The following is a 25157-nucleotide window of genomic DNA, read 5'->3' on the forward strand; positions in this document are numbered from 1 at the left end:
AGTACACATAGGCCTACTTTCTGTATTATGTTTAATCCCTTTGGTTCATTAAACTTCATGTTTTGGTTTTTTTCATTGATTAGTCTGATGATCTGGGGTAACAAATGTAACAATAATAAATCTTTAGCAAATGCGTGTTTTTACGTGTTTTTTGAGAAATGAAGGATTTAAATTATGGTTACATTTAAAAGTGTTATTTAACATTTATTGCTTTATAAAACAGGAATATCTATTGTGTTTATTAATGCTTCCTTTATATCTTTACTAAAATAATTTTATAATGAATAAGAGTTTAGTTTATATTTTCATATTCCTACTTTCATTAACAGCAAAAGCCTCGTTTATCTTAATCCCGATGGACGAAACTACACAGCAAAATCATCTAAAAGCATACGGAATAACCTATTGGTGTTTAAGTAAAGATTATAAGGCAAGTTGGTTGCTTAACTATCGTGGTGGCTCATTTTTGCTGCCTGACGCAGATGAAATTCGTAAGGAATGCAAGATTAGAGGAGTGAGTTTTGAAGTTCTTTCAGATAGTGAGGAAGCTTCGATTTTAAACGATATTTCAAGTCCTTCGCAAAATATGGAATCTGTTATTCTGGAAAAAGCACCTAAAATTGCAGTTTATACGCCAAAAGGAAAACAGCCATGGGATGATGCAGTGACATTGGTTTTGACATACGCCGAAATTCCTTTTACGCCAATTTATGATGAAGAAGTTTTAAGTGATCAGTTATTGCTTTACGATTGGTTGCATTTGCATCATGAAGATTTTACGGGACAGTATGGAAAATTTTATGCAGCGTATAAAAATACGCCCTGGTATATAGAACAAAAAAGGGATGCTGAAGCGTTAGCTGCAAAATTAGGTTATAGCAAGGTATCACAAGAAAAAGGTGCAGTCGCTAAAAAAATTAGGGACTTTGTGATTGGTGGTGGATTCATGTTTGCCATGTGCTCTGCAACGGACAGTTTTGATATCGCACTCGCAGCGGATGGAGTTGATATTTGTGAGGCTATGTTTGATGGTGATGCCAGTGATTCAAATTATCAATCAAAATTGAATTACGGAAATTCATTTGCTTTTAAAGATTTTACATTAGAAAGAAGACCAGAAGTATATGAGTTTTCAGATATAGACATGACTTCGAAACGTAGAGTTCCCATGGAAAAAGATTATTTTTCTTTGATGGAATTTTCAGCAAAATGGGATCCAATCCCGAGTATGTTATGTCAGAACCATACACAGTTGGTAAAAGGTTTTATGGGACAAACGACATCATTTGATACAGCATTAATAAAATCCAACGTTTTGATAATGGGAACCTGTGAGCTTAATGGCGAGTCAAGATATATTCATGGCGAAAAAGGAAAAGGGATGTTTACCTTTTTTGGAGGTCATGATCCAGAGGATTTTCAGCATCAGGTTGGAGATCCTCCTACTGTTTTGGATTTACATCCCAACTCTCCGGGTTATCGTTTGATTTTGAATAATGTTTTGTTTCCTGCAGCTAAAAAGAAAAAATTAAAAACATAATTACCTCAAAGAAAATTCGAACCATATAGGAATATGATCGGATATTTTTCGTGCTTCTTTCAGGGAATTGAATTGTGTATAGAACGAAATTATTCCGGAATCGATAAAGGTTACAGAATTTGTTTTAAAGAATATATTATCAAATTCAGATGATAAGTAGTTATTGGTATTGCATTTTTGTTTTAATGAAGTTTTTTGATTTTGCAAAATAGGGGAATATCCCATTTTTTTCAAAGGAATAAATACAGTATGAGATTGTGGACAATTAAAATCCCCCATAAAGACTAAATTCAAATTAGGATATTCGGCAGGGAAAAACTTAAAGTATTTAATTTCGGTTTCTGGTTGTTTGTTTTTTGTTATAGCATGAAAATTAACTAGTGTAATTGTTTTTTTGTTAATTTCGAAAGTAGCCAAATAAGGTTCTCTGTCCATCTCCAGGAAGTATTTTTTCTCTAACCAGGCATTGCCTTTTAATTTTACTTTGCTAGTTTTCCATAGAAAAGCATAACGTTCGGTCTTATAACTGCTGCTGCTTGTAGGGTTACTAATCGTATAATCCCATTTAGAACCTTTTTCATTTAATAGTGTGGCTAATTTTGCTACAGCCTGAGCACCGCCATGTCCGGCAACGACTTCTTGAATTGCTATAATGTCGTAACCTGCAATTGTGCCGGCAATAAAATTTAATTCAGATTCAGATTTTGATTTTCCAAAGTTTTCTAAATTCCAAGATAGAATTTTAGTTTGTGAAAAAGAAAAAAGAGTAAAAAATAAGAGAACAAGATTCAAAAAGTATTTCATGCTGTATTTAAAATTCAAATATAAGCATTTCAAAATTTGATAATAATTTTGCTCAAGTCTATTTTATTTTAAGCTTGTATATTTTTTATAATGAAGTCGATTAAGGAGAATGCTTTGAATTTCGTGAAAAGCCCTTTACCATTCATTTCTTAGGGGTAGTTTAATGATAAATGCTACAAATAAAGACAACTAAAAATAGTTTGCTCATATTTGATATATTCTGCTTTGTGTAAAAAATAAAGAATTAATGTTTTTTATACCTATTTTTAAGCGCAGTACCTATAATTATTATTTGCAGAACAAGTAAAGCAGGTATAAAAATAATTTTCCAATCTATTTCTAACCATCCGGTTTTCTCTGAAACGAAAGCAAAACTTAATGACAGGAAAAGACAAAGTAACATGGTTTTCATTATAATTTTGTTTTTGGTAGTATTAATTTTTAAGATGAAAACTTGCTGCAAGTTTTTATCAAAACTATTTTTAGATTTAGGTTTCATCAGGTCGTTAATAAATTCTACACAAATCTAGAGCTATAAAAAAACATTTCCTTACGGGATTCCGTAAAAAGGTTATAAAATTTACACCAGGCCAAAATCTTTTGCAATGGCAATTAAATGAACATTATTGTTTGCTTTAAAGTATATTTTTAATTTATTGATTCGTTTCTCAATACTACTTGTTCCGTTTGGAGTGATAGAAGAAGCTTTAAATTCGCTTGAAATATTTTCTAATATATAGCCTTGAGATAACAATTTTAAAATTGAAATGTCATACGATTCAATTTCAATCAAAGCTTTATCATTAAAATTAAAAGATAAATCTGAAGAAAGTATTTTTTCTTCATTTCTAAAAGTTCCTTCAATCGCCTTTCGCAGTTCAGTCATACTATTTCTTCCTTTAGAAACGTATGCGTTAATCCCTAAATCATAAAAAAGAGATTTTATACGATATGATTTATCCTCAATAGAGAATACGATTTTTTTTAAATTGGTCTGGACTTGATTTGCGGCTTCAATAAGTTCCTCACCGCAGGAAAGGTTTATATCACGATGATCTGATTTAAATGATAAATCGCTTATAAGCAAATCATAAGGTTCATTTTCAATCAATGCTCTTTTTATTTTTAATAAACCATCATCACAATATTTGACGTGATCTATTGTAGGAATTTTTAAATCTTCAAGGACTTGAATCACGGCTATGCTTATACTATCTAAATCTTCTGCAACTAATACTTTTTTGAACATATCACGGGTTTATATGGGAAAGAGAAACTTTATTTAAAGCCTTTTTCTAAATTGTTGTCAAAAATAATATTTCCATTTATAGTTTTAATACGGTTTTCCACATTTTGTAGTCCTTTTTTTAAAATTGGCTTTTTTTTTCCTAAATAAGGATTGCTTTTTTTAGAATATTTTGCAAAATGAAGATAACTCCTTCCTAAGTCAAAAGGTTTTTTCTTTTTGTCTTATTTCAAGGCTTTTATTAAAGTAGTAAAAAGCTTTTTTAAAATCATTTATCTTAAAGTAGCAAAAACCTATATTATATAATGCTCTAGCATAAAACTCGTCATCGATCATGACTTCTTTTTTGTTGATATAGGAAGAAAAATTTGAAGAGACTGATCATATTTTTCTTGTTCCATCAATATAACCGCAATATTGTTTTCTGCAGCTAACTTTTGCCATGGTTTTACTTCTGGTAGTAGTGCTTTTTTGTTGTACAATATGGCATTTTTATAGTCATAGGTGTTTAAATAGTTGATGCTTAAAGTGACGTAAGTAGTCCATTTATACGCTGGGTTTTTGATGTATTTAAAAAAAGGTATTGCCTCCTTTAGCGTAGATTCACTTTCAACGTAGTCGGCATGATTTTGCTGAATGCCTGCTATATCGTTTAAAGTGCTAATGTAATTCTCCGTATCTGTTATCGGATTACAAACAAACGTTGCTTTGTTGTAATAATAAAAGGCACTGTCAAAGTTTTTATTGTTATAAAAACGGTCTGCAATAAGGATAAGTTTTTCTACTTGAGGTTTTGTAGTTTCAGTATTTTTCTTTTGGCAGGAAAGAAAAACTATTATAGTAAAAAGTATGCAGAGATGATGATGTATTTTTTCGGGTATCATGCGTCAAAAATAAAGAATTTAAGCGCTTAAAAAAGAGTATAAATGTAGTATTTTCTTTAATTTTGTTAAATATGAATTTTTTAATGCTTCGTTAGAGCTATATACAAATAAAACCCTCTTTTAAAGAGGGTTTTCATTTTTCAGAATGTTGTAAATTATCATTATAAGATTATACTGCTCTCATCCCTGTGGCTATTGCTAGCCTGTTCCATGAGTTAATTGTTATAATTACTAGTATGATTTCGGCTAAATATTTATCGTCAAAAAGACGGGCTGCATTTTGATATACTTCGTCAGAAACATGATTGCTTATCAGTGTAATTTCTTCGGTCAAAGCTAAAATTGCTTTCTCTTCTTCAGTGTAAACATCAGCCTCACGCCAGGCGTTTAATAGGTAAATGCGCTTTTCAGTTTCGCCATATTTTCTGGCGTCAGTGGTATGCATGTTGATGCAAAACGCACAACCGTTTATTTGTGAAGTGCGGATTTTTATTAATTCTTTCTGAATAGGAGTTAGTGAGGTAGTAGCACTATATTTTTCTAAGTTTATTAAAGCTTCATAAGCTTCCGGAGCAACATTTGGAATAACGATTCTTGCTTTCATTTTATCTATTTTTTAAGTTTGATACAAATTTCCGGGATTTCGTCTTTAAAAAACTTGAACTACTTCAAGAAATTGAGTTATACTTTTCCGGCTCTAATTTTACTCATAAATTCTGCTGAGAAATCAAGATAGGAGGCAAGCATATATTGAGGAACTCGTTGTACAAATTCCGGATGCAGGTTATTAAAATGGTGGTATCTTTCTTCAGCTGACATAGTGAATAAAAATTTGATTCGCATTTGTGCGGCACCAAATGATTTTTGGGCAACAATTCTAAAATATCGCTCCAGTTTAGGAATCTGAATTAATATAGCTTCTAACGCAGGTTTTTCTAAAGCAATTACTTCTGACCTTTCTACTGCTTGTATATAAAAATGAGACGGAATATGATTGTGATAGCTTAAGTAATCTGTAATCCACCAATTTTCGATGCCAAATTGTAATGTTTGCTCACTTCCTTTTGAATTTATAATGTATTGCCGCATGCAGCCTTTTATAACGAAATACAATGTATTACAAACCTGACCTTCCTGTAATACAAGTTCCTTTTTTTTGACTATAGAAGCGCTTAAAGAAGATTCTAAAATATTAATATCTGAGGGTTCTAATGTTACGAACTTTTCAATATGTTGCAAAAGTGCTTTATGCATGTTTATGGTTTTTATTATATGCAAATGTACTTCTTATAATCGTTGTTAAAAGTTAGAATTTCAGAAACAGTCGTAAAAGCAAAAAACCATTCGCGTTAACGAATGGTTTTTCTATGATAAGTAAGTAATCTAAATTGAGTTTATAAAACGTTTATTTTACTTTGTTAAGTATTGCTTTGAAAGCTTCAGGGTGATTCATTGCTAAATCTGCAAGAACTTTACGGTTCAATTCGATTCCGTTAGCTTTTACTTTCCCCATGAATTGAGAATAAGACATTCCTTCCAATCTGGCTCCAGCGTTGATACGTTGAATCCATAAAGCACGGAAATTTCTTTTGTTTTGTTTTCTATCGCGGTAAGCGTAGCACATTGCTTTCTCTACTGCATTCTTAGCAACTGTCCAAACGTTTTTACGTCTACCAAAGAAACCTTTGGCTTGCTTCATTATTTTTTTTCTTCTTGCTCTTTTGGCAACTGAATTTACTGCTCTTGGCATAATTTTAATGTGTTTTTGTAGCAGGCGCCCTGAATTAAATCAAAGGAACTTAAAAGCCATACTCCAAGGTTATATAAATAATTTTTAACCTAAAGAATTATTAGATAATTCTTAATTGTTGTTTGATGCTTTTCATATCTGTTTTGTGAACTAGCGCTGAATGTGTCAAAGCTAATTTACGTTTTTTAGATTTTTTAGTCAAGATGTGACTTTTAAAAGCATGCTTTCTTTTAATCTTTCCAGAACCAGTAACTTTGAAACGTTTCTTGGCGCTAGATTTTGTTTTCATTTTAGGCATTTTTCCTAGTGTTTTAATTTATTCTTACTTACTTATATTTTGATCTGAAAGTTTAAAAGTCAAAAGTCAGTTTGTGACTTTCGACTTTAAGACTTGTAACTTTAAGACTTATTTCTTCTTCTTCGGAGCAATGAACATAATCATTCTCTTCCCTTCCAAAACCGGCATTGCTTCCACTTTACCGTACTCTTCTAAATCTGTAGCCAAACGAAGTAATAAAATCTGTCCTTGATCCTTATAGATAATAGAACGACCCTTAAAGAAAACGAATGCTTTTAATTTAGCACCTTCTTTCAGGAACTTCTCAGCATTCTTTCTTTTGAATTCGTAATCATGCTCATCTGTCTGAGGACCAAATCGAATCTCTTTTACTACAACTTGCGTAGACTTAGCTTTTAATACCTTATCACGTTTCTTTTGTTCGTAAACAAATTTCTTGTAATCCATGATTTTACAAACCGGCGGCTCAGCGTTTGGTGAAATTTCAACCAAATCCAATTCGAATTGATCCGCTAAACGTAAAGCTTCTGCAAGCTTAAACACACCTGGTTCGATGTTCTCGCCTACTAGTCTTACTTCTTGTACACCACGAATAAGGTTATTTATTCTGTGTGCATCTTTTTTTTCTACTCGAGGTTGGTAACCTCTGTTGCTTCTTATTGCTATGACTTTATAATTTAAGTTAAACTGTAAAAACTTTTAATGTCTTTTTTATTTCTTCGTTTACAATAGCGACAAATTCATCAATTGTAACTGTAATATTCCCTTTTCCTTCTTGCCCGTGACGACGGATCGAAATAGTTCCGTTTTTCTCCTCTTCCTCACCTACAATAAGCATAAACGGTATTTTCTGCATTTCAGCATCTCTAATTTTCTTACCAATAGTCTCACTTCGGTTGTCAATTAGGGCGCGAATTTCGTGATTTTCTAGCAAATCTAAAACTTTTTTAGCATATATTTCGTATTTCTCGCTCAAAGACAAGATTATAGCCTGTTCCGGCATTAGCCAAAGTGGGAAATTTCCTGCAGTGTGCTCAAGTAAAATTGCAATAAAACGTTCCATAGATCCAAAAGGAGCTCTGTGAATCATAACAGGGCGATGTAATTCATTATCAGCACCCTTATAAGTCAATTCAAAACGTTCCGGAAGGTTGTAATCCACCTGAATAGTTCCTAATTGCCATTGTCTTCCTAACGCGTCTTTTACCATAAAGTCAAGCTTCGGACCATAAAAAGCAGCCTCGCCATATTCTACAACAGTATTCAGTCCTTTGTCAGCCGCAGCATTGATAATTGCATTTTCAGCTTTCTCCCAGTTTTCGTCAGTACCAATATATTTATCTCTGTTTTCCTTGTCTCTTAGTGAGATTTGAGCAGTAAAGTTTTCAAAGCCTAATGAACCAAATACATAAAGTACCAGGTCAATTACTTTTTTGAATTCTTCATCTAACTGCTCCGGAGTACAGAAAATATGCGCATCATCCTGAGTAAACCCTCTTACACGTGTTAAACCATGCAATTCACCGGATTGCTCATATCTATATACGGTACCAAATTCAGCATAACGTTTAGGTAAATCTTTATACGACCAAGGTCTTACGTTATAAATCTCACAGTGATGAGGACAGTTCATTGGTTTCAATAAAAACTCTTCACCTTCAGCAGGAGTATGTATCGGCTGAAAACTATCAGCGCCATATTTCGCATAGTGCCCAGAAGTAACATAAAGTTCTTTCTGACCAATATGTGGAGTAACCACTTGTTCGTATCCAGCTTTCTTCTGAGCTTTCTTTAAAAATTGTTCCAAACGATCTCTAAGAGCTGCGCCTTTAGGTAGCCACAAAGGCAAGCCTTGACCCACTTTCTGAGAGAAAGCAAACAATTCAAGTTCTTTACCTAATTTACGGTGATCACGACGTTTAGCTTCTTCAAGAAGTTCAAGATATTCAGCCAGGTCTTTTTGTTTCGGGAAAGAAGTTCCGTAAACACGAGTCAGCTGCTTGTTTTTTTCATCACCTCTCCAATAAGCACCGGCAACGCTCATAATTTTAAAAGCCTTGATGATACCAGTGTTAGGGATATGTCCACCTCTACATAAATCAGTAAAAGTAGCGTGATCACAAAACGTAATAGTTCCGTCTAGAAGATTTGAAATCAATTCAGTCTTGTAAACATTGTCTTTATATAGTTCTAAAGCATCTGCTTTACTAACCGGACGCATTTTAAACTCATGTTTTCCTCTTGAAATCTCAAGAACACGATCTTCAATCTTTTTGAAATCAGCTTCAACAATTTTCTGATCTTCAAAATCAACATCATAATAGAAGCCATTCGAAATTGCAGGTCCAAGAGTTAATTTAATTCCAGGGTACAATTCCTCAAGTGCTTGTGCCATGACGTGCGAAGTCGAATGCCAGAAAGCTTTTTTGCCTTCCGCATCATTCCAGGTATATAAAATAAGACTACCGTCGGTCGTCAATGGAGTTTCGGTTTCAATTGTTGTACCATTAAAAGAAGCAGAAATTACATTTCTTGCAAATCCTTCACTAATGCTTTTGGCAACCTCCATCGGAGTTACGCCTGAAGCAAACTCTCTAATTGACCCGTCGGGTAAAGTAATCTTAATCATTGTTTATAATTTTGTGAATGCAAATATAAAGTATTACAAAAACACACACAATATATAAGTACATGTTTATACTATATTATATAGGAAGAATTCAGATCTTAATATAGATGTTGGTTTTTGTTCCTATATATAAGGACTGATTTCGGTTATAATTGAAGGGGGAGGAGTTATTCAAGGCGAAATGCTAATTTTTAGAACTTGGGATTTAGAATTTGGAATTTAGAATTTGGGATTTGGAATTTGGGATTTGGAATTTAGAATTTGATTTAGGAGCTGTTTCCCGCTATCCGTTCCAATCTTTTGTGCCGAACCCCGGCACAAAAGGATTTCCACTACTATCGGGGCTAGGGCAGAAGTTTCCATAAGAAGGAGAGGAATGAAAATGAAACTTAGTGACTTTGCGCCTTTGCGCGAATAAAAGCAAAACTCAAGACAACTATAAATTAATCTAGTAAGCGCTGAAAAAGCTATGAAGTCCATAAAAATGGCACTTCTTTCAAAGTTGATATTACGAAAAACGCAAATCCTTTGCGAAAATTCGTATAAACCCATAAAAAGGTAAAAGCTTAAGGTTGGTGTTATCAGAGTGTTAAGAAAAAGTTTTAAAAAAGGTGGAAATTATATAAACAAAAGGCTTGTAAATGTAAATAAAGAGTGTACTTTTGCACCCGCAACAACGATAGACGTTCACTGAAATACTGGCAGGCACAACGAATCAAAACTGAGAATTTATTTTCAAAAAAGATTTCAAAAAGCTTGCGAGATTTGAAAACAGATGTTACATTTGCACCCCGCAAAATACGGAAAGTTCATTGATAGGCTGGTTGGGAGATGAGAAGAAAAGGAAAAGAAATTTTCTAAAAAAAACTTCAAAATTTACTTGCCGGTTAAAATAAATTTTCTACTTTTGCACCCGCTTTGAGAAACAAGCGCTATTAAAAAAGAAGACACGTTCGTAGACATATTGAATTGACAGCCGCTTTAACAGAGATGTTAAGGCAAAAGAATAAAGAGTAAGATAATCGAGAGATTAGAAAAGAACCGATAGAGACTGATTCGAATAACAATACGATTTGATGCAAATCAGATCAACAATATACGATGAAGAGTTTGATCCTGGCTCAGGATGAACGCTAGCGGCAGGCTTAACACATGCAAGTCGAGGGGTATAAGTCTTCGGATTTAGAGACCGGCGCACGGGTGCGTAACGCGTATGCAATCTACCTTTTACAGAGGGATAGCCCAGAGAAATTTGGATTAATACCTCATAGTATAGCAGTTTCGCATGAAACCACTATTAAAGTCACAACGGTAAAAGATGAGCATGCGTCCCATTAGCTAGTTGGTAAGGTAACGGCTTACCAAGGCTACGATGGGTAGGGGTCCTGAGAGGGAGATCCCCCACACTGGTACTGAGACACGGACCAGACTCCTACGGGAGGCAGCAGTGAGGAATATTGGACAATGGGCGCAAGCCTGATCCAGCCATGCCGCGTGCAGGATGACGGTCCTATGGATTGTAAACTGCTTTTATACGAGAAGAAACACTACTTCGTGAAGTAGCTTGACGGTATCGTAAGAATAAGGATCGGCTAACTCCGTGCCAGCAGCCGCGGTAATACGGAGGATCCAAGCGTTATCCGGAATCATTGGGTTTAAAGGGTCCGTAGGCGGTTTAATAAGTCAGTGGTGAAAGCCCATCGCTCAACGGTGGAACGGCCATTGATACTGTTAGACTTGAATTATTAGGAAGTAACTAGAATATGTAGTGTAGCGGTGAAATGCTTAGAGATTACATGGAATACCAATTGCGAAGGCAGGTTACTACTAATTGATTGACGCTGATGGACGAAAGCGTGGGTAGCGAACAGGATTAGATACCCTGGTAGTCCACGCCGTAAACGATGGATACTAGCTGTTGGGAGCAATTTCAGTGGCTAAGCGAAAGTGATAAGTATCCCACCTGGGGAGTACGTTCGCAAGAATGAAACTCAAAGGAATTGACGGGGGCCCGCACAAGCGGTGGAGCATGTGGTTTAATTCGATGATACGCGAGGAACCTTACCAAGGCTTAAATGTAGATTGACCGGTTTGGAAACAGATCTTTCGCAAGACAATTTACAAGGTGCTGCATGGTTGTCGTCAGCTCGTGCCGTGAGGTGTCAGGTTAAGTCCTATAACGAGCGCAACCCCTGTTGTTAGTTGCCAGCGAGTCAAGTCGGGAACTCTAACAAGACTGCCAGTGCAAACTGTGAGGAAGGTGGGGATGACGTCAAATCATCACGGCCCTTACGCCTTGGGCTACACACGTGCTACAATGGCCGGTACAGAGAGCAGCCACTGGGCGACCAGGAGCGAATCTATAAAACCGGTCACAGTTCGGATCGGAGTCTGCAACTCGACTCCGTGAAGCTGGAATCGCTAGTAATCGGATATCAGCCATGATCCGGTGAATACGTTCCCGGGCCTTGTACACACCGCCCGTCAAGCCATGGAAGCTGGGGGTGCCTGAAGTCGGTGACCGCAAGGAGCTGCCTAGGGTAAAACTGGTAACTAGGGCTAAGTCGTAACAAGGTAGCCGTACCGGAAGGTGCGGCTGGAACACCTCCTTTCTAGAGCCTCGAGTGTTAGCAGTAATGCACGCTGAGGAAAAAAGAAGAAGCTTTAAAGGTTTTGATTTTGAGAATATTTTACTCTTGCTGTTAGTTCAAATAATAAATTTTAAGAATAAGAGTGTCTCGTAGCTCAGCTGGTTAGAGTACTACACTGATAATGTAGGGGTCGACAGTTCGAGTCTGTCCGAGACAACTATTTTGCTCTTAAAAAAAGGAAATTCTGGAAGTTGGAATTCACCAAAAGAGATTAGAGAAGAATTCAAGAATCTAAAATCTGAATTCTACAATCTAAGATTGAAAAATGGGGGATTAGCTCAGCTGGCTAGAGCGCCTGCCTTGCACGCAGGAGGTCAACGGTTCGACTCCGTTATTCTCCACAAATTTAGTCGAAAGACTAAAGTCTGAAAGTCAAAAGTATGACTTTATGACCTTAGGCTTTACAACTTTCGACATAAATAAAGTTCATTGACATATTGAGATAAGAAAATAATAAAAAGTAGAAAGCGTTTTTGTTATAAGTAGTGATACGAATAATAAAAGACAAAAAAAAACGGTCATATTAATTTATGATTGGTACAATAAGCAAAATAAGGGCGTATGGGGGATGCCTTGGCTCTCAGAGGCGATGAAAGGCGTGATAAGCTGCGAAAAGCTGCGGGGACGGGCACACACCGATTGATCCGCAGATACCTGAATGGGGCAACCCACTATGTTGAAGACATAGTACACCGATAGGTGGGCAAACCCGCTGAACTGAAACATCTAAGTAGGCGGAGGAGAAGAAAACAAAAGTGATTCCGTAAGTAGTGGCGAGCGAACGCGGATTAGCCCAAACCAATGATGTTACGGCATTGTTGGGGTTGTAGGACCACGATATTTTATGCATGCAGAACCGGAAGTTACTGGAAAGTGACACCATAGAGGGTGATAGTCCCGTACGGGTAATAAATGTAATAGATAGTGGTATCCTGAGTAGGGCGGGGCACGTGAAACCCTGTCTGAATTTGGCGGGACCATCCGCTAAGGCTAAATACTCCTGAGAGACCGATAGTGAACCAGTACCGTGAGGGAAAGGTGAAAAGAACCGTGAATAACGGAGTGAAATAGATCCTGAAACCATACGCTTACAAGCGGTCGGAGCCCTTTCGTGGGGTGACGGCGTGCCTTTTGCATAATGAGCCTACGAGTTAACGTTGCTGGCAAGGTTAAGTGGTTTAGCCACGGATCCGTAGCGAAAGCGAGTCTGAATAGGGCGCTTTAGTCAGTAGTGTTAGACGCGAAACCGTGTGATCTACCCATGGGCAGGATGAAGCTGTGGTAACACATAGTGGAGGTCCGAACCGGTTGACGTTGAAAAGTCTTCGGATGACCTGTGGGTAGGGGTGAAAGGCCAATCAAACTCGGAAATAGCTCGTACTCCCCGAAATGCATTTAGGTGCAGCGTTAGTTATAAAGTTATATAGAGGTAGAGCTACTGATTGGATGCGGGGGCTTCACCGCCTACCAATTCCTGACAAACTCCGAATGCTATATAATGTTCACTAACAGTGAGGGCTTGGGTGCTAAGGTCCAAGTCCGAGAGGGAAAGAACCCAGACCATCAGCTAAGGTCCCCAAATATATACTAAGTTGAAAGAACGAGGTTTGTCTGCCCAGACAGCTAGGATGTTGGCTTGGAAGCAGCCATTCATTTAAAGAGTGCGTAACAGCTCACTAGTCGAGCGGACGAGCATGGATAATAATCGGGCATAAGTATATTACCGAAGCTATGGATTTAGAGTTTACTCTAAGTGGTAGGGGAGCATTCTAACAGGGTTGAAGGTGTGTCGTAAGGCATGCTGGACTGGTTAGAAAAGAAAATGTAGGCATAAGTAACGATAATGCGGGCGAGAAACCCGCACACCGAAAAACTAAGGTTTCCACAGCTATGCTAATCAGCTGTGGGTTAGTCTGGTCCTAAGGCGAACCCGAAAGGGACAGTCGATGGCTAACGGGTTAATATTCCCGTACTACTAATTACTGTGATGGGGTGACGGAGTGATGAAAGCGCCGCGAACTGACGGAATAGTTCGTTGAAGTACCTACCTATAAGATCTGCAGGCAAATCCACAGATCTTGGGGAAATACGATAGTACTCGGAGTCTTCGGACAAAGAGATAGTGCGCCTAAGGGCTTCCAAGAAAAACCTCTAAACTTCAGGTAATTAGTACCAGTACCGTAAACCGACACAGGTAGTTGAGGAGAGAATCCTAAGGTGCTCGAGAGATTCATGGCTAAGGAATTAGGCAAAATAGACCTGTAACTTCGGGAGAAAGGTCGCCCCCAGCAATGGGGGCCGCAGTGAAGAGGTCCAGGCGACTGTTTATCAAAAACACAGGGCTCTGCAAAATCGTAAGATGAAGTATAGGGCCTGACACCTGCCCGGTGCTGGAAGGTTAAGAGGAGATGTTATCTTCGGAGAAGCATTGAATTGAAGCCCCAGTAAACGGCGGCCGTAACTATAACGGTCCTAAGGTAGCGAAATTCCTTGTCGGGTAAGTTCCGACCTGCACGAATGGTGTAACGATCTGGACACTGTCTCAGCCATGAGCTCGGTGAAATTGTAGTAACGGTGAAGATGCCGTTTACCCGCAGTGGGACGAAAAGACCCTGTGCACCTTTACTATAGCTTAGTATTGACCTTGGATAAATGATGTGTAGGATAGGTTGGAGACTGTGAAGTGGCGTCGCCAGGCGTTGTGGAGTCATTGTTGAAATACAACCCTTTGTTTATCTGAGGCCTAACCCCGTTTTGCGGGGGACATTGCTTGGTGGGTAGTTTGACTGGGGTGGTCGCCTCCAAAAGAGTAACGGAGGCTTCTAAAGGTTCCCTCAGTACGCTTGGTAACCGTGCGTAGAGTGCAATGGCATAAGGGAGCTTGACTGAGAGACATACAGGTCGATCAGGTACGAAAGTAGAGCATAGTGATCCGGTGGTTCCGCATGGAAGGGCCATCGCTCAAAGGATAAAAGGTACGCCGGGGATAACAGGCTGATCTCCCCCAAGAGCTCATATCGACGGGGGGGTTTGGCACCTCGATGTCGGCTCGTCACATCCTGGGGCTGGAGAAGGTCCCAAGGGTTGGGCTGTTCGCCCATTAAAGTGGCACGCGAGCTGGGTTCAGAACGTCGTGAGACAGTTCGGTCTCTATCTACTGTGGGCGTTAGAAATTTGAGTGGATCTGATTCTAGTACGAGAGGACCGAATTGGACAAACCTCTAGTGTATCTGTTGTTCCGCCAGGAGCATCGCAGAGTAGCTACGTTTGGAAGGGATAAGCGCTGAAAGCATATAAGCGCGAAACCCACCACAAGATGAGATTTCTTTTAAGGATCGTGGAAGATGACCACGTTGATAGGCTATAGATGTAAAGGCAGTAATGTCATAGTCGAGTAGTACTAATAATCCGTAAGCTTATGTACACCCTTTCCCGATAGCCTAGGCTATCGGGAGAAAACTTTCTAAAAATAGTAAATAAAAGTACTTTTCTTTATCTCAGTATGTTAAGATATTGTGTAATGTTGATTAGTTAAAGCTAGTTACCCATTGCAAAACGGCCTTAAGGTGGTTATTGCGGCGGGGCTCACCTCTTCCCATCCCGAACAGAGTAGTTAAGCCCGCCTGCGCAGATGGTACTGCAGTTATGTGGGAGAGTATGTCGTCGCCTTTCTTTTAAGAATCCTTCCCGATTTATCGGGAGGGATTTTTTGTTTTACAAATACTGCAGTTATGCGGGAGCCCCGATAGCTATCGGGGGTCGTCGCCTTTCTTTTAAGAATCCTTCCCGATTTATCGGGAGGGATTTTTTGTTTACAAAATACTGCAGTTATTTGGGAGCCCCGATAGCTATCGGGGGTCGTCGCCTTTCTTTTAAGAATCCTTCCCGATTTATCGGGAGGGATTTTTTGTTTTACAAATACTGCAGTTATTTGGGAGCCCCGATAGCTATCGGGGGTCGTCGCCTTTCTTTTAAAGAATCCTTCCCGATTTATCGGGAGGGATTTTTTGTTTTACAAAATACTGCAGTTATTTGGGAGCCCCGATAGCTATCGGGGGTCGTCGCCTTTCTTTTAAGAATCCTTCCCGATTTATCGGGAGGGATTTTTTGTTTTACAAAATACTGCAGTTATTTGGGAGCCCCGATAGCTATCGGGGGTCGTCGCCTTTCTTTTAAAGAATCCTTCCCGATTTATCGGGAGGGATTTTTTGTTTTACAAAATACTGCAGTTATTTGGGAGCCCCGATAACTATCGGGGGTCGTCGCCTTTCTTTTAAAGAATCCTTCCCAATAAATCGGGAGGGATTTTTTGTTTTACAAATACTGCTGTTATGCGGGAGCCCCGATAGCTATCGGGGGGCATCGCCTTTCTTTTAAGAATCCTTCCCGATTTATCGGGAGGGATTTTTTGTTTTACAAAATACTGCAGTTATTTGGGAGCTCCGATAGCTATCGGGGGTCATCGCCTTTCTTTTAAGAATCTTTCCCGATTTATCGGGAGGGATTTTTTGTTTTACAAAATACTGCAGTTATGCGGGAGCCCCGATAGCTATCGGGGGTCGTCGCCTTTTTTTTGAAAACCCTGTTCCTTACGAAACGGGGTTTTTTGTTTTATATGGGTTGGTAATTTAACCGCAAGGATCGCAAGGAAGTTTTAGAATCCGCTGAAAACCGCAAAGTTCGCAAGGCTTAATTTTGGGGCTTTGCGAACTTTGCGGTTTTACTTTGGGGGCTTTGGGGTAAAAAAATCTATTTATCAGAATTATGACAACATATTGTGCACTCCGATAGTTCAAACCACTGGCAACATTTGCGAAATTCTATAAATCGCCTGGTAAGCTTTTGCAGGCGTAATACTTTGGAATTTGGAATTTTAAAATTTAGAATTTCTTTATCGAAGACTGCGTTAGGGATGGCAGCGGTATCCTTTTGCGATGCTAAAACCCCTATGGCGAAGCAAAACAATACCGCTATCGCAAAAGATTTAGCGTACAGCCCGCCCGACCCGAAGGGAAATGCCGTAACGATTTATTGAAATATTTGATTAGTACCTGTTTCTGTTAAATTATGATCATTTTTAGGTTTTAAATTAGGGTGGGTTAGCCTATCTAAATGTGAATCTGTATTTTTGTATTAAATATTATAATTTAAGTATGAAAAAAAGTATTGTATTGTTGACATTGTTTGTTATCTCAAATTTAAGTGCTCAACAGCGCCCTAAGTTGGTAGTAGGTATTGTAGTAGATCAGATGAAAATGGAATATTTGTATCGGTTTTCAGATGATTTTTCACCAAACGGATTTAAGCGATTGATGAATAATGGATATACTTTTCAGAATATGCATTATAATTACATGCCAACGTATACAGCTCCGGGACATGCATCAATTTATACAGGAACTACACCGGCTACACACGGAATTGTGGGTAACGAATGGTTTAGTAGGACACTTGGTAAAGAAATGTATTGTACAGACGATGCTGGTGTAAAAACTGTAGGAGAAGGTACTGCGGAAGAGGGTGCAATGTCTCCTAAAAATTTACAAAGTACAACTATCACTGACGAAGTAAGAATGGCTACTAATTTTGAAGGCAAAGTTATTGGAATTAGTCTTAAAGATCGTGGTGCAATTTTACCGGCAGGTCATTTTGCAAATTGGGCTTTTTGGTACAGCAAAACCGGATCTTTTATTTCGAGTACGTTTTACGGAGAAAAATTGCCGGAATGGGTTTCTCAGTTCAATAGTGAGAAACATTATATGCCTTATATCAATAAAGGTTGGGATTTATATAAACCAGCTTCAACTTATAACGAAAGTTTACCGGATAATAATCCTTATGAAGGTAAATTGTATGGAAGTGCAGCTCCCGTTTTCCCGTATGATTTAAAATCAATGTATGAAAAAAATGATGCCGGAATCCTAAGAGCAACTCCATTTGGAAATGATTTATTGGCTGAATTTGCTATGAAAGCCATTGAAAAGGAAGAATTAGGAAAGGATAATATTACAGACTTTTTGACTGTTAGTTTCTCTTCTACAGATTATGTTGGTCACTTACTTGGGCCACGTTCTATGGAGCTTCAGGACACTTACTTGAGACTTGATCAAACAATCGCTGATTTTTTAAATTATCTGGACAAAACTGTAGGGAAAGATAATTATTTGCTTTTCCTGACTGCTGATCACGCTGGTGCTGAAAACGTTATTTACTTAAAAGACAGAAAATATAATGTAGATAATTATCCATCAAAAGAAGTTAAAAAGAGTTTGCAGGATTTTTCTACCAAAACATTTGGAGCTGATTTGATTTTAAACTACTCAAACTTTAATGTTTTCTTTAATAAACAAATTATTAAAGATAAGAAGTTAGATTTAGTAAAAGTAAAGCAAGCTTTTAAGGACTTTTTAATTTCACAACCACAAGTTAAAAAAGTATATACTGAAGAAGAAATTTTAGCTAATTCAGGAAATGACTATTATTTAAATTTTGTGGCAAAAGGGTATGATGTAACTCAGAATGGTGATTTGGTGATTATCGATAAGCCTGGAGATATTGAATATTCGACAACAGGAACATCACACGGAACACCTTATGCTTATGATACTCATGTACCTGCAATTTTTTATGGTTGGCATATTAAAAAAGGGGAATCTTATGACAAAAAAGCCATTACTGAAATTGCTCCAACGATAGCGCAGAAAATTAAGGTTAGTTTTCCAAACGGAACTGAAGCAAAAGTGTTACAAGAAGTTTTAGATGAGAAAAAATAGTTTTTGCCTCAACAGATAAGTAAAAACCTGTCATAATTTATGGCAGGTTTTTTTATGTTATAAAAAAAAGGCTTTTCATTTAAGAAAAGCCTTTTGAATAGTGTTTAGTAAGCACTTATTTTAATGTTAGCACTATGCGTTTGCTAACACTAACTCTTCGTTAAAAGGAAGATTCCAAGCTTCAGCAACTCCTTTGTAAAGGATTTTTCCGTTAGCTATATTCAATCCTTTTTTCAATTCTTCGTTTTCGTTACAAGCTTTTTCCCATCCTTTATTTGCTAATTGCACTGCATAAGGTAAAGTTGCATTAGTTAAAGCTAAAGTAGAAGTATAAGGAACAGCACCTGGCATATTCGCTACACAGTAGTGAACAATATCATCAATGATAAAAGTTGGATTTTCGTGTGTTGTAGGAGTACAAGTTTCGATACATCCACCTTGGTCTACAGCAACGTCAACAACAACAGTTCCCGGACGCATTAATTTAAGCATGTCACGAGTAATCAAGTGAGGTGCTTTTGCTCCTGGAATTAAAACGGCTCCAACAATTAAATCAGCTGTAGCAATTGCTTTTGTAATATTATAATGGTTAGACATTTCTGTATTTACGTTTGCAGGCATAATGTCATCTAAATAACGTAAACGTGGTAAACTTAAATCCATGATGGTTACCTGAGCTCCTAAACCAGCAGCCATTTTTGCAGCCTGAGTTCCAACAATTCCTCCACCTAAAACTAAAACTTTTGCAGGAGGTACACCTGGAACACCACCTAAAAGAATTCCTCTTCCTTTTAATGGTTTTTCAAGATATTTTGCACCTTGTTGGATAGCCATACGACCCGCAACTTCAGACATTGGAACTAGTAAAGGCAAACTACGATCTGCTTTTTCAACAGTTTCATAAGCCAAACATACAGCACCTTTTTCAAGCATAGCATGAGTTAATGGTTCTGATGATGCAAAGTGGAAGTAAGTAAATAATAATTGATCTTTTTTGATTAACGGATACTCAGATGCAATTGGTTCTTTTACTTTAATGATCATTTCAGCAATAGCATATACTTCTTCAATAGTTGCTAAAACTACTGCTCCGGCTTGTGCATATTCGTCATCACTAAAGCCGCTTCCTAAACCGGCAGTTGCCTGCACATACACTGTATGTCCATGTTTTTTCATTTCAGAAACACCTGCAGGAGTTAAAGCCACACGGTTTTCGTTATTTTTTATTTCTTTTGGAACACCTATTATCATTTTGTTATATTTTTTTGTTTTTATTGAATTTCTTTTACAAAACTACAGATAGAGAATTTATTATGGATTACGCACCCATAAATAAGAAAATATTATTTTATTTAATACTTTTACAGAAAAATATTCTTTTTGAGAGCTATTCAACTTCATCAAAAAGAAAAAATGACTAAATTTTATTAATTACAGAAATCGTTTTCGTTATGGCTTTAGATGAAATTGACAAAAAAATCTTACGACTTTTGCAGGAAAATGCGCACTATACATTAAAAGATATTGCAAACAAAATAAACTTGTCGCTAACTCCTGTTCACGACCGTGTTAAACGCCTTGAAAAAGAAGGGGTTATTGAAAAATATGTTTCGATTCTGAACAAGAAAAAACTCGGTAACAACCTTACTGTTTATTGTCAGGTGACTTTGACAAAGCAAACCTATGACACATCAGAAGGGTTTAATCAATCTATTTTGAATTTACCTGAGGTAGTAGAGTGTAATTATGTCTCCGGAAATTTCGATTATATGCTTAAAATTATCATTCCGGATATGGAAAGCTATCATCAATTTCACCAGAAGAAATTATCTGTATTACCAGAGGTTTCCCTGATAAATACTGTTTTTGTAATTTCTGAAGTAAAAAGTACGACTGTTTTGCCAATTTAATTTCATTATACAGATTTAAAATTTCTCTTGGAAATCATGATGATTGTTTTAATCTGTGACTTAATAAAAAAACCATCAAGAAATCGTGATGGTTTTAAAATAGTTAGTTATTGGTTGTATATTAATAATAAGTAAAACGTCTTACTTTAGCAATGTATTTTGCTAATCTAATTACTTGATGGCTATATCCGTATTCGTTGTCATACCAGATATAGAGTACTATGTTTTTTCCGTCCTTAGAGACAATTGTAGCATTACTGTCATAAATTGAAGGAGCAGATGTACCAACAATATCAGATGAAACTAATTCATTATTTAATGAATATTTTATTTGCTCTACTAATTCTCCTTCGAGAGCATATTTTTTCATGATTTTATTAATAGCAGAATTGGAAGTAGCCTTTTTAACTTCTAGGTTTAAAACCACCAAAGATCCGTTTGGTACTGGAACTCTGATAGCATTAGAAGTTAATTTTCCTTGTAATGAAGGTAATGCTTTTTCGACGGCATTTCCGGCACCAGTTTCGGTAATAACCATATTTAAAGCTGCAGCTCTACCACGACGGTATTTTTTATGCATATTATCAACCAGATTCTGGTCGTTTGTATAGGCATGGATAGTTTCTAAATGACCTTTTACAACTCCTAAAGTATCTTCAATCACTTTTAAAACAGGTGTTATGGCATTCGTAGTACACGATGCAGCCGAAAAAATATCAATTTGATCCGGATTATATTCATTATGATTTACGCCGTGAACAATATTTGGGATTCCTTTTCCAGGTGCTGTCAATAAAACTTTACCAGCGCCCTGAGACGTCAGATGTCTTTTTAATGCTTCTTCAGTAGTAAAAGCTCCGGTATTATCGATTACTAATGCGTCATTGATACCATATTGTGTATAATCAATTTCTTCCGGAGAATTTGCGGTAATAATATGAACAGTAGTTCCGTTTATGATTAGTGCATTATTTTTAGGATCGGCTATTACAGATCCCTGAAAGTCGCCGTGAATAGAATCATATCGCAAAAGAGAAGCTCGTTTCTCTAAAGTAGATGCATCATTTTTGTCACGGGTTACAATTGCTCTCAGGCGCAATTGATTTCCTTTTCCGGTTTTAGACATTAATTCTCGGGCTAATAATCTGCCAATTCTGCCAAAGCCGTATAAAACGACATCTTTGGGTTGAATTTCTTCTGATGATTTGGCTTTTTTCAATTTATCGATTACAAAATATCTCGCATCAGGATATTTTTCATCTTCTAAACGATACTCGTAAGTTAGTTTTCCAAGATCTAATTTCGCAGGCGGAAGATCTAAAGATAAAACAACTTTTGCGATTTCAACCGAATCAAAAATAGTGATAGGCTTACCTACAAACTCACCAGCATATTGATGCAAATTGATGATATCGCTGACATTTTTATCCAATAATTGATTCTTGAATAAAACCATTTCTATGGATTTGTCATACCATAAATCGCTTATGATTTTAATTAATTCGACACCGGCTCTTCTTCGGTCGACTTGTAATGATACCTCTTTTTGGTACAAAGATTTATTGCTCATAATTGATTAAATTGAAAAAATAAGACACTAATTTTTTAAAATTTTGCGCAAAAGTATCCATTTCAATCGATTTCGTAAGCTATTTTGTGATTTATTTTTGAAAATAAAAAAAGCCACCTTATTTTTCTAAGGTGACTTTTTTGAGTTTTCAGTGTTATTCTCAGTTATCAGTTTTTTGCGAGTGAATACTGCGATTTTAAATTATAATTAAATAATAATTCTAAGGATTTCTCCATTTTTATTAATCATTTCAAGACGGATACTTTGTCCTTCATCTTTTTTATTTAAAAGTTTAGAAACCGTCTCGATATTTGTTGCTTTTACATTATCAATACTCAGAATAATGTTGCCTTGTAATTCGTTTTGATATTGCATTAAATTTTCATTGTTGATCGTTCTGATTTTTACACCATAATCAATTCTGAATCTCTTTTTATCAGCAGCATCAATATTCTCCAATTCAATTCCCTTGAATTCGGTACTGTAAAATTCATTTTTACTTAAAGTTACCGGAACAGTTTTGGTTTTGCCGTCTTTAATATAGGTTACCTTTACAACATCGTTTGGTCGTTTGGTGTTGATATATCCCGAAAGATCTGCATAAGTCGCAATATTTTGATCATCAAGTTTTATAATAATATCTCCTTTGCCAAGTCCTGCTTTTTCTGCTCCTGAATTTTTAGAAACTTTACTAATATAAAAACCTTGTGTTTCAGTAACACCTAATTCTTTTGAGGCAGTACTGTTGAGTTCGCCGCCTTCAACACCAAGAATTCCTCTTTGAACATTTCCAAATTCCATAATATCTTCAATAATTTTTCTTGCAATATTAGACGGAACGGCAAATGAATATCCAACATAAGAACCTGTCATTGATGAAATCATGGTATTAATACCAATTAATTCCCCTCTTGTATTGACCAGTGCACCTCCACTATTTCCCGGATTTACGGCAGCATCAGTCTGAATAAAAGATTGGATTCCGTTTGTGTCTAAATTTCTGGCTTTTGCCGAAACAATTCCGGCAGTTACTGTTGAAGTTAAATTATAAGGATTTCCAACTGCCAAAACCCATTCTCCAACTTTTACAGAATCTGAATTTGCGAAAGCAGTATAAGGTAATTTTTCATCAGCATTAATTTTTAGTAATGCGATGTCCATTTTAGAATCAGTACCAATTAATTTTGCTTTGTATGACTTTTTATTGTTTAGTGTAATTTCGATTTCAGTAGCATCTTTGATAACGTGATTGTTGGTCACGATATATCCATCCTCAGAAATAATGACACCAGATCCGGTTCCAACTTGTTCTTGTTGTTGTTGGCCACCGTAACCGTAGAAAAATTCCATCATAGGATTACTAACAGTTCTTCGCGAAACATTTTTTACGTGAACAACAGTGTGAATTGTTTTGTCTGCAGCAGCAGTAAAATCGACCGTTTCCGCAGATAATGCGACATTTTTCCCAAACGAATTGGGCGCAAGAGTTACAACAGAATTTTCTCTTCCAAAAAAAGAATTGTTGCTTTCAAATAATAACTTGTAAGCACCAAGGGTAGTAGCACCACTAAGTAGTGAAACCAAAAATAAGGTTGAAAGTCTTTTCATAGCTATAATTTATGTTTAAGTTATTTTATGTAAAAATAATTCAAAAATTTAACGAATAAAATGGTTTAACTCTCTTTAACATTGATTAACATTTCATTAATTATTTGTTTGTACTTTTGTAGTACTAATGAAAAAAAAATGCAAATAGAATTTTATAAATATCAGGGTACCGGAAATGATTTTGTAATGATTGATAACCGATCAGATTTCTTTCCAAAAGAGAACATTAAATTAGTTGAACGCTTGTGCGACAGACGTTTCGGAATAGGAGCAGACGGACTTATTTTACTTGAAAATGATACTGAAACTGACTTTAGAATGGTATATTATAATTCAGATGGAAATCAGAGTTCAATGTGCGGAAACGGCGGTCGTTGTTTAGTGGCATTTGCTAATCAGTTAGGCGTTATTGAAAAGGAAACTACATTTATTGCTACAGACGGTTTGCACCATGCTTCTGTTGGAGAAGATGCTATCATTTCGTTACAAATGATCGATGTTGATGAAGTGCAAAAAAACGATTCATATACTTTTTTGAATACAGGTTCTCCTCATCATGTTCAGATTGTTGAAGATTTGGAACATTATAATGTAAAAGAAAACGGAGCTGCAATTCGATATGGTAAATTATATGGAGAAAAAGGCAGTAATATTAATTTTGTGAAAAAAGTGGATGACAGTACTTTTTCGCTACGTACCTACGAAAGAGGAGTAGAAGATGAAACCCTGGCTTGTGGAACGGGAGCAACGGCTGTCGCAATAGCTATGAATGCCATTGGTGAAACGGATAAAACATCTATTAACCTGAATGTCGAAGGTGGAAAATTAGTCGTTTCTTTTGACAAAAGAGGAGATCATTTTACCAATGTTTTCCTGACCGGACCAGCAAAATTTGTATTTAAAGGAACAATAGAAATCTAATTATTTACAAATTGGATTATCAATCTGGAATTTAAAAAATGATTACACTAAAGGGAGAAAATATTTATTTACGTGCATTAGAGCCTAATGATTTAGAGTTTGTTTATGCAATGGAAAATGATGAGAGTATTTGGGAAGTAAGTAATACTCAGACACCTTATAGCCGATTCTTAGTTCGTCAATATCTTGAAAATGCACAGCAGGACATTTACGAAGCCAAACAATTGCGATTAGCAATTTGTCAGGATCAGGATTTTCCGGCCATAGGATTAATTGATTTATTTGAATTTGATCCTAAAAATAATAAAGCCGGCGTTGGAATTGTGATTCAGAAAGGTGAAAATAGAAATCAAAATATTGGATCTGAGGCATTAGGACTTTTAATTAAGTATTCTTTTCATAATTTAAATTTACATCAATTATATGCAAATATAGCTGTAGGAAATGTAGCAAGTATTGCTCTTTTTACTAAATTTGGCTTTGAGAAAGCAGGAATTAAAAAAGACTGGATTTTGCTAAATAACCATTATCAAGACGAAGCAATTTTTCAGTTAATTAACAAACAAATTTAAA

Annotated in this window: 19 protein-coding genes, 2 tRNA genes and 3 rRNA genes; 10 read left to right on the forward strand and 14 right to left on the reverse strand. The window is 36.5% G+C overall.

Translation table 11 applies throughout. From position 1 onward, the window contains the following. Positions 1 to 280: 280 nt before the first annotated feature. Entirely contained in the window at positions 281 to 1540 is a 1260-nt protein-coding gene (locus ACQY44_RS07465) for an asparagine synthetase B (protein WP_428229767.1), read from the forward strand. Here the strand turns inward: ACQY44_RS07465 and ACQY44_RS07470 are convergent, their stop codons facing one another. The 11 genes from ACQY44_RS07470 to thrS all read right to left on the reverse strand — a co-directional run bounded on the left by ACQY44_RS07470 (position 1541) and on the right by thrS (position 9151). Further along, positions 1541 to 2344: an endonuclease/exonuclease/phosphatase family protein gene (locus tag ACQY44_RS07470; protein ID WP_428229768.1), complete on the reverse strand. Its 804-nt coding sequence runs from the start codon at positions 2342 to 2344 to the stop codon at positions 1541 to 1543. A 244-nt stretch (positions 2345 to 2588) separates the two neighbouring features. After that, positions 2589 to 2843 carry a hypothetical protein gene (locus ACQY44_RS07475; protein WP_428229769.1) on the reverse strand — a complete coding sequence of 85 codons (255 nt, stop codon included), beginning with the start codon at positions 2841 to 2843 and terminating at the stop codon, positions 2589 to 2591. Positions 2844 to 2924: 81 nt separating this feature from the next. Further along, positions 2925 to 3593 (reverse strand): response regulator, encoded by a 669-nt coding sequence (locus ACQY44_RS07480; protein WP_428229770.1) that lies wholly within the window; start codon positions 3591 to 3593, stop codon positions 2925 to 2927. Positions 3594 to 3791: 198 nt separating this feature from the next. After that, the gene (locus ACQY44_RS07485; protein WP_428229771.1) at positions 3792 to 3926 is read right to left on the reverse strand and encodes a tetratricopeptide repeat protein; all 135 of its coding nucleotides are present in this window, start codon (positions 3924 to 3926) and stop codon (positions 3792 to 3794) included. Further along, positions 3923 to 4474 (reverse strand): hypothetical protein, encoded by a 552-nt coding sequence (locus ACQY44_RS07490; RefSeq protein WP_428229772.1) that lies wholly within the window; start codon positions 4472 to 4474, stop codon positions 3923 to 3925. Before ACQY44_RS07490 ends, ACQY44_RS07485 begins: the two co-directional genes overlap by 4 nt. Before the next feature lie 169 nt (positions 4475 to 4643). Then, positions 4644 to 5078 carry a carboxymuconolactone decarboxylase family protein gene (locus tag ACQY44_RS07495; protein ID WP_428229773.1) on the reverse strand — a complete coding sequence of 145 codons (435 nt, stop codon included), beginning with the start codon at positions 5076 to 5078 and terminating at the stop codon, positions 4644 to 4646. 77 nt (positions 5079 to 5155) lie between these two features. Continuing rightward, positions 5156 to 5728, reverse strand: a complete 573-nt coding sequence (locus ACQY44_RS07500) for a Crp/Fnr family transcriptional regulator (protein ID WP_428229774.1) — start codon at positions 5726 to 5728, stop codon at positions 5156 to 5158. A gap of 151 nt (positions 5729 to 5879) precedes the next feature. After that, positions 5880 to 6224, reverse strand: coding sequence for a 50S ribosomal protein L20 (gene rplT / locus ACQY44_RS07505; protein ID WP_041515545.1), 345 nt, complete (start codon positions 6222 to 6224; stop codon positions 5880 to 5882). A gap of 100 nt (positions 6225 to 6324) precedes the next feature. Further along, complete coding sequence (gene rpmI, locus ACQY44_RS07510; RefSeq protein WP_022827375.1) at positions 6325 to 6522, reverse strand: 50S ribosomal protein L35; 198 nt, start codon at positions 6520 to 6522, stop codon at positions 6325 to 6327. Positions 6523 to 6630: 108 nt separating this feature from the next. After that, entirely contained in the window at positions 6631 to 7182 is a 552-nt protein-coding gene (gene infC / locus ACQY44_RS07515; RefSeq protein WP_072964996.1) for a translation initiation factor IF-3, read from the reverse strand. 22 nt (positions 7183 to 7204) lie between these two features. Then, positions 7205 to 9151 (reverse strand): threonine--tRNA ligase, encoded by a 1947-nt coding sequence (gene thrS, locus ACQY44_RS07520; protein WP_428229775.1) that lies wholly within the window; start codon positions 9149 to 9151, stop codon positions 7205 to 7207. A 1098-nt stretch (positions 9152 to 10249) separates the two neighbouring features. On the opposite strand from thrS, the gene ACQY44_RS07525 reads away from it, so the two are divergent. From ACQY44_RS07525 to pafA, 6 genes are all read left to right on the forward strand, one after another. Then, a 16S ribosomal RNA gene (locus ACQY44_RS07525) occupies positions 10250 to 11763 on the forward strand. A gap of 122 nt (positions 11764 to 11885) precedes the next feature. Further along, positions 11886 to 11959 (forward strand) — tRNA-Ile (locus tag ACQY44_RS07530). A gap of 110 nt (positions 11960 to 12069) precedes the next feature. Further along, a tRNA-Ala gene (locus ACQY44_RS07535) sits at positions 12070 to 12143 on the forward strand. A gap of 199 nt (positions 12144 to 12342) precedes the next feature. Beyond that, a 23S ribosomal RNA gene (locus ACQY44_RS07540) occupies positions 12343 to 15226 on the forward strand. Between the two features lie 138 nt (positions 15227 to 15364). After that, a 5S ribosomal RNA gene (rrf, locus tag ACQY44_RS07545) occupies positions 15365 to 15474 on the forward strand. The 16S, 23S and 5S rRNA genes sit together here with 2 tRNA genes alongside, the layout of an rRNA operon. 1481 nt (positions 15475 to 16955) lie before the next feature. Then, entirely contained in the window at positions 16956 to 18575 is a 1620-nt protein-coding gene (gene pafA, locus ACQY44_RS07550; protein ID WP_428229776.1) for an alkaline phosphatase PafA, read from the forward strand. 132 nt (positions 18576 to 18707) lie between these two features. Here pafA and ald read toward each other — a convergent pair whose 3' ends face one another. Then, on the reverse strand, positions 18708 to 19826 hold the full coding sequence (ald, locus tag ACQY44_RS07555) for an alanine dehydrogenase (protein WP_428229777.1): 1119 nt from the start codon (positions 19824 to 19826) through the stop codon (positions 18708 to 18710). A gap of 200 nt (positions 19827 to 20026) precedes the next feature. Here ald and ACQY44_RS07560 point away from each other — a divergent pair, with 200 nt between their 5' ends. Further along, complete coding sequence (locus ACQY44_RS07560) at positions 20027 to 20485, forward strand: Lrp/AsnC family transcriptional regulator (RefSeq protein ID WP_055095431.1); 459 nt, start codon at positions 20027 to 20029, stop codon at positions 20483 to 20485. A 121-nt stretch (positions 20486 to 20606) separates the two neighbouring features. Here ACQY44_RS07560 and ACQY44_RS07565 read toward each other — a convergent pair whose 3' ends face one another. Continuing rightward, complete coding sequence (locus tag ACQY44_RS07565; protein WP_428229778.1) at positions 20607 to 22055, reverse strand: glyceraldehyde-3-phosphate dehydrogenase; 1449 nt, start codon at positions 22053 to 22055, stop codon at positions 20607 to 20609. Between the two features lie 207 nt (positions 22056 to 22262). Continuing rightward, on the reverse strand, positions 22263 to 23663 hold the full coding sequence (locus tag ACQY44_RS07570; RefSeq protein WP_428229779.1) for a trypsin-like peptidase domain-containing protein: 1401 nt from the start codon (positions 23661 to 23663) through the stop codon (positions 22263 to 22265). A gap of 138 nt (positions 23664 to 23801) precedes the next feature. Here ACQY44_RS07570 and dapF point away from each other — a divergent pair, with 138 nt between their 5' ends. Continuing rightward, a complete protein-coding gene (gene dapF / locus ACQY44_RS07575) occupies positions 23802 to 24584 on the forward strand; it encodes a diaminopimelate epimerase (protein ID WP_428229780.1) in 783 nt (260 codons plus the stop codon). A 38-nt stretch (positions 24585 to 24622) separates the two neighbouring features. Next, positions 24623 to 25156 carry a GNAT family N-acetyltransferase gene (locus tag ACQY44_RS07580; RefSeq protein ID WP_428229781.1) on the forward strand — a complete coding sequence of 178 codons (534 nt, stop codon included), beginning with the start codon at positions 24623 to 24625 and terminating at the stop codon, positions 25154 to 25156. The last annotated feature ends 1 nt before the right edge of the window (position 25157 follow it).

The organism is Flavobacterium sp. (assembly GCF_965277525.1).
Taxonomy (GTDB): Bacteria; Bacteroidota; Bacteroidia; order Flavobacteriales; family Flavobacteriaceae; genus Flavobacterium.